At 70.6% G+C, this 1411-nt stretch carries 2 protein-coding genes; one reads left to right on the top strand and one right to left on the bottom strand.

Annotated features, from left to right (window positions below; translation table 11 throughout):
* The first annotated feature begins 96 nt into the window (after window positions 1-96).
* Window positions 97-1089 (top strand): sigma-70 family RNA polymerase sigma factor, encoded by a 993-nt coding sequence (locus tag AB8Z36_RS39435; protein ID WP_369218174.1) that lies wholly within the window; start codon window positions 97-99, stop codon window positions 1087-1089.
* On the opposite strand, the gene AB8Z36_RS39430 is transcribed toward AB8Z36_RS39435, so the two are convergent.
* Window positions 991-1359, bottom strand: coding sequence for an STAS domain-containing protein (locus tag AB8Z36_RS39430; RefSeq protein WP_369218173.1), 369 nt, complete (start codon window positions 1357-1359; stop codon window positions 991-993). The two genes, AB8Z36_RS39435 and AB8Z36_RS39430, sit on opposite strands and share 99 nt — an antisense overlap.
* Between the last annotated feature and the right edge of the window lie 52 nt (window positions 1360-1411).

Raw genomic sequence — 1411 nt, 5'->3', positions numbered from 1 at the left:
CTTCGACTCCGGAGGCCGTTGTCAGTGGGTTGCGGTAACTTCCCGAATAGGCCTCTTGCCGGGCCGACCGGATGGAGCCGCAGGGGTGGGGTTGGGATGAGCGACATCGCAGGGACGACGACCGATCTGGACGTCACGCTGGAGAAGTACCGGGTCGAGCTGACCGGGTACTGCTATCGGATGCTGGGCTCGGCCTTCGAGGCCGAGGACGCCGTGCAGGACACGATGGTGCGTGCCTGGCGCGGCTTCGAGAAGTTCGAGGGCCGCTCCAGCGTCCGCTCCTGGCTGTACCGCATCGCGACGAACGTCTGCCTGGACATGCTGAACGCGGGCAATCGCCGCGCCCGTCCCATGGACCTGACGGCCGCCGCCCCGCTGGCCCAGGCGGCGCTCACCCCCCGCCCGGACAACACCTGGCTGGAGCCCATGCCGGACGCCCGGGTGCTGCCGAGCCCGCACGACCCCGCCGAGGCGGCCGTCGCCAAGGAGTCGGTGCGCCTGGCGTTCGTCGCCGCTCTGCAGAACCTGCCCCCGAAGCAGCGGGCCGTGCTGATCCTGCGGGAGGTCCTCGCCTGGAAGGCCAGCGAGGTCGCCGAGCTGATCGACACCTCCGTCGCCTCGGTCAACAGCGCGTTGCAGCGGGCGCGGGCCACGCTCGCCGAGCGGCCGGAGGACGACACCGCCGTCTCCGACCCGCTCGACGAGGAGCAGCAGAAGCTCCTCGACCGCTATGTCGCCGCCTTCGAGGGCTATGACATGGCGGCGCTCACGGCGCTGCTCGCCGAGGACGCCATCATGACGATGCCGCCGTTCGACCTGTGGCTGCGGGGCACCGCGGACATCACGGGCTTCATGTCCACGATGGGCGCGTCGTGCGCCAACAGCCGCCTCTTCCCGGTGCGGGTGAACGGCACGCCGGGCTTCGCGCACTACAAGCCCGACCCGGAGAACGGCGGTTTCGCGCCCTGGGCGATCCAGGTCATCGAGATCTCAGGGGGCCGTATCGCCGGATTCCACTGCTTCCTGGACACGCCCCGGTGGTTCCCGCTGTTCGGCATGCCCCTCCATCTCGACGACCAGGCCCAGTAGTTCGACGAGCCCGACGAGGCCGAGCAGGGCAAGGAGGGCGGGGGCGGGGTTGCGGAGCCTGATCCGGCCTCCCGCCCTGCGGGCGGCGAGCTGCAGCCGGGCGATGGCGTCGACGGTGGTCAGGTCGGCGGTGGTGACGGCGGTGACGTCACAGATGACGTCCTCGCCGGGGCCGTGTCTCGCCGCCGCCACCTGCTCGCACAGGTGCGGGACATCCCCTGCCCGCAGGGGGCCCGCGATGCGGATGAGATTCACGCCGGTATCAGCCATGCAGGGGTGACCGTGCGGGGGGTCTCAACTCATCGGTGGGGGTTCTTTCCCC

Source organism: Streptomyces flavofungini (assembly GCF_041028215.1).
GTDB classification, from domain to species: domain Bacteria; phylum Actinomycetota; class Actinomycetes; order Streptomycetales; family Streptomycetaceae; genus Streptomyces; species Streptomyces flavofungini_B.
The sequence above is the reverse complement of the archived record's forward strand: the minus strand, read 5'-3'. Positions and strand labels throughout refer to the sequence as shown.